At 71.5% G+C, this 3604-nt stretch carries 5 protein-coding genes; 1 reads left to right on the top strand and 4 read right to left on the bottom strand.

Annotated elements, in window-relative coordinates; genetic code table 11:
- Nucleotides 1-887 (bottom strand): ArnT family glycosyltransferase (locus AOK24_RS07270; RefSeq protein WP_206191160.1); only part of this gene is annotated, 887 nt, incomplete at its 3' end.
- Between the two features lie 212 nt (nucleotides 888-1099).
- On the opposite strand from AOK24_RS07270, the gene AOK24_RS07265 reads away from it, so the two are divergent.
- A complete protein-coding gene (locus AOK24_RS07265; protein WP_055719219.1) occupies nucleotides 1100-1393 on the top strand; it encodes a carbohydrate-binding module family 14 protein in 294 nt (97 codons plus the stop codon).
- Here AOK24_RS07265 and AOK24_RS07260 read toward each other — a convergent pair.
- From AOK24_RS07260 to AOK24_RS07250, 3 genes are all read right to left on the bottom strand, one after another.
- Nucleotides 1390-2316 (bottom strand): Gfo/Idh/MocA family protein, encoded by a 927-nt coding sequence (locus AOK24_RS07260; RefSeq protein ID WP_055719218.1) that lies wholly within the window; start codon nucleotides 2314-2316, stop codon nucleotides 1390-1392. The genes AOK24_RS07265 and AOK24_RS07260 overlap by 4 nt on opposite strands.
- A gap of 2 nt (nucleotides 2317-2318) precedes the next feature.
- Nucleotides 2319-3410: a polysaccharide pyruvyl transferase family protein gene (locus tag AOK24_RS07255; RefSeq protein ID WP_055719217.1), complete on the bottom strand. Its 1092-nt coding sequence runs from the start codon at nucleotides 3408-3410 to the stop codon at nucleotides 2319-2321.
- Nucleotides 3407-3604, bottom strand: a 198-nt coding sequence (locus AOK24_RS07250) for a nucleotide disphospho-sugar-binding domain-containing protein (RefSeq protein WP_338060930.1), incomplete at its 5' end; no start/stop codon positions are given. The genes AOK24_RS07250 and AOK24_RS07255, both read right to left, overlap by 4 nt.

Genomic DNA, 3604 nt, shown 5'->3' with positions numbered 1-3604 from the left:
CCCCCCTGAGTCCCGCTCACACTCCCCGTAGAAGCCGCGCTGATCCCCAACGAGGAGAACCGGTTCAGGAAGTTGTACCCGACCACCATGCTGAAGGCGGAGTTGTCGGTCGTCCCGTCCACATAGGGCCGGTCCTTCGCCGGCACCAACGTCACCGCCACCATCCACGACACCGACACAGCGGCCATCACCACCCCGGCCACCCCGAGGTGAACCACCCTCCGCCGCAAGGGAATCGGCGCCGACACCAGATACACGAGCGCCAGCGCGGGCAGCACCGCCCACGCCTCCAGCATCTTGCTCTGGAACCCGACCCCGACCCACACCCCCGCGACGACCAGCGTCCGCGCACGCCCGTCCCGCGCGGCCCGCTGCGTCGCCTCGGCCGCGAGCAGCACGCACAGCGTGAACGCCGGGTCCTCGACGGCCGTACGGAACAGCCCGACCGAGACCGGCGTCAGCAGGAAGGCCGTGCAGGCGACGAGCGCCGCGTTCGCGCCGGCCCAGCGGGAGACGAGCCGGTGCAGCACCAACACGCTCACCATGCCCTCGATCACCTGAGGGAGGACCAGCGCCCACGGATGGAATCCGAAGACGCGTGCGGACAGCGCCTGCGGCCAGAGGAATCCGGGGAGTTTGTCGAGCGTGATCGAATTCCCGGGGTCGAAAGAGCCGTAGAAGAACGCTTTCCAGTTCTCCGACATGCTGCGCGCGGCGTCCGCGTAGAACGCGTGGTACGAGCTGTGGTCGATTCCCCACGTGTAGAGCACGGCGGCGAGCGCGAGGAGGCCCAGCAGCGCCGGTCGTGCGTATGCGGGCTGGTCGGAGGGGGAGCGCCAGGGGGCACGCCGCAGGGGCGCGGTCGGCGCGGGGACTGTCGTAGCCATGCACAGCAGTGTTCGCCAAGCCCCGCGCGGACCTTCCCGATTCGGCCCCCTCCAAGAGAATTCTCATCGTCTGAAGGACGGCACTTTAATTACGGGGGACGCTTTTCAACCTGTGCGGGGAATTTCATTGCCTGCCGATCGACTGGACCAGACACAGGATTCGCACAGCCGTAAAGGGCGTGTCGCCCGGTTCGGGCGGTCGTTGTCCCGGCATGAAGATCCGTGCCCTCTGTGCCACAGTCGCCGCGACCGCCGGCGCCCTCGCGTTCGTGCTGGGAACAGCCTCGCCGTCGTCCGCGCTGCCGAGCGACTACTGCTACGGCGCCCCGGACGGCCTCTACTCCTACCCCTCAGTCGTGCAGCTCTACGTCGAGTGCAGAGCGGGGGTGGCCGTGGTTCAATCCTGCCCGTCGGGCCTGAACTTCAACGCGCACGGCCGATACTGCGACTGGCCCGCCAGCGCCGACCCGGGCTATCAGCTCTTCCCGCCCAACTACCGGCCCTAAGCCTTGCCTGCGGCGCGCACGAGCCGCCCTAGCACACGCGCGTCGCTCAGCACGGCGGCGTCGAACTCCCTGGACCCCGTACGGACGGCGCTCAGTACGGCGTCCAGGAACAGCGCCATGCTGTCGGCGGGCGGCACCCGCAGCACCCGCTCCCCCTCACCGTCCCGCACCGAGACCGCCGTCTCCGGCCCCGGCGGCATCGAGAAGGGCCGCTCGACGTCAACTGCCGCCCGCGCGCTGAGCAGTTGGAGCGAGTTCCGGTAGACGGTGGTGAACCCGAAGTGCCCGACGACGGTCCGCCCGCCCGGGTACTGCCCGAGCACGCTGTACGAGGACATGGCCCCGTCCCCCGTCACGACGCTCAGCCCCTCCGGCTCCAGCCCCCACAACACCCGCCCCAGAGAGGCGAGATAGGGCCCGGTGTCGAGCAGCGCCCCGCCGCCGCGTACGGCATCGTGCCGGAAGTCCCCCGCCGGCACGGGCGGCGTGAAGACGGCCACCGCCTTGGTCGCGTCCGCCGCGAACTCCCGGACGACGGAGAACACCGGGTGGAACGCGTAACAGGTCGCCTCGGCCAGCACGAGCGACGACCGCCGCGCCAGCTCCACCAACTCCGGCACCCCGCAAGGATCGTGGAGCGCGGGTTTGTCGACGACGACGTGCCAGCCCCGCTCCAGCGCCTCCCGTACGGCATCGGCGTGCTCGGCGTTGACGAGCGACACGTACGCCAGCCCCGGCGGGCACTCGGCGAGGGCCTTGCGCCAATCCCCGTACAGCGAGCGCGACTTGGGCAGCCCGGCCACGTCGTCCGGTGTCGCGTGGCGGCTGGCGATGTCGACGGCCGTGATGCCCGGCAGGTTCGCGGCGGCGGGCAGCACCCTGCGCCGGGCGAACGCGGAGAGGCCGATGAGCAGGAGGTCCATCGTCAGCCCCGTCCGTACACGCGCTCGGCGACGGCCAGCTTGGCGGCACGCAGTTCCGCCAGCCGATCTCCGCTGAAACCACCGGAGTTGGGCGGCGGGGGGATCTCGGGCGCGCGCACCAGCCCCCACCCGGACCCGGCGTCGAGAAGCGACTGATGCTTGGTCCCGTAGTACCCGTCCCCCACGACCAGCCCCACCCCGTACGCACCTGCGGCAGCCGCCACGAGATGCGGATGGAACCGCGTCCCGAGCCAGCGCTGACCGGCCCGCGCGGGCAGCCCGTTCGCGAGGACGTCGTCAAGCCCGTACCGGCGCACCCCGGGCACCTCCTTCTCGACGGCGTCCAGCACGTCCCGGTCCTTCTCCGGCGAGCACTCCAGCAGCCCGACGTCCGTGGCACCCCAGGCCCGCAGTACCTCGGCGACGTAACGGGCCGTGTCCTCGGGCGAGTTGTCGGCCAGCAGGGACTGGACGCTCACCATGACCTCCGGCACCTCCCCTTCCGTGCGCAGGAGTTGGGGCCCGAGGCCGAGGAACACGTCGTCGCAGTAGGAGTCGTGGGGTGCGAGTCCCGCGAACTCGGCGGAGGCCGCGTCCCGTACGTCGACGACGTCGAAGCGGTCGAGGAACGACCGGGTCAGCCCGGTCTCGTCGGCCGGCGGCCACAGCCCCTGCCCGGTCGCCGCCGTCCGCGCCCCGCTCGCCTGCGCGACGGTCACGATGCCCGCCGGGAGCCCGGCGAAGTACGGCCAGATCGCGTTGAGATAGCCGCCGCCCGCGAGGTGGATCACCTGGGCCCCGTACAGATCCGTGAGGCCCGGGTCCCGTACCGCGTCCGTCACCCACGCGCAGACGACGGCCGGATCGGTCTCGGGCCACAGGCGCAGGCACAGGTTCCACAGCGTGTTCGTGAAGCGGGCGCGGGGGTGGATGCCGGCGAGGTGGGCGGCGGCGGTCCCGGGGTAGAGGCAGTCGACGACGACGTCCGTGCCGGGGGCGGTCTCGGCGAGGTGGCGCAGCCAGGTCGCGGCGATGACCTCGTCGCCGTAGTTGGGGATGCCCGCCGGGCAGACGAGGTAGTGGGCGCCGGTCATGAGGCGCGGTGCATCGCGGTCAGCTCCTCCAGGCGGGGCACGCAGGCCGTCGGCGGCGGGTCGGCGGTCAGATCGTCGTACAGCAGCTCGGCGCCCTCGCGGAAGCCGGGTTCTTCGAGGACGCGCACGAGCGCCTTGCGCAGGGCCTCGCCGTCGAGCCCGGCCAGGTCGAGGGCGAGCCCGGCGCCGTACGC

The sequence above is a fragment of the Streptomyces niveiscabiei genome, from assembly GCF_001419795.1.
Lineage (GTDB): Bacteria > Actinomycetota > Actinomycetes > Streptomycetales > Streptomycetaceae > Streptomyces > Streptomyces niveiscabiei.
The sequence above is the reverse complement of the archived record's forward strand: the minus strand, read 5'-3'. Positions and strand labels throughout refer to the sequence as shown.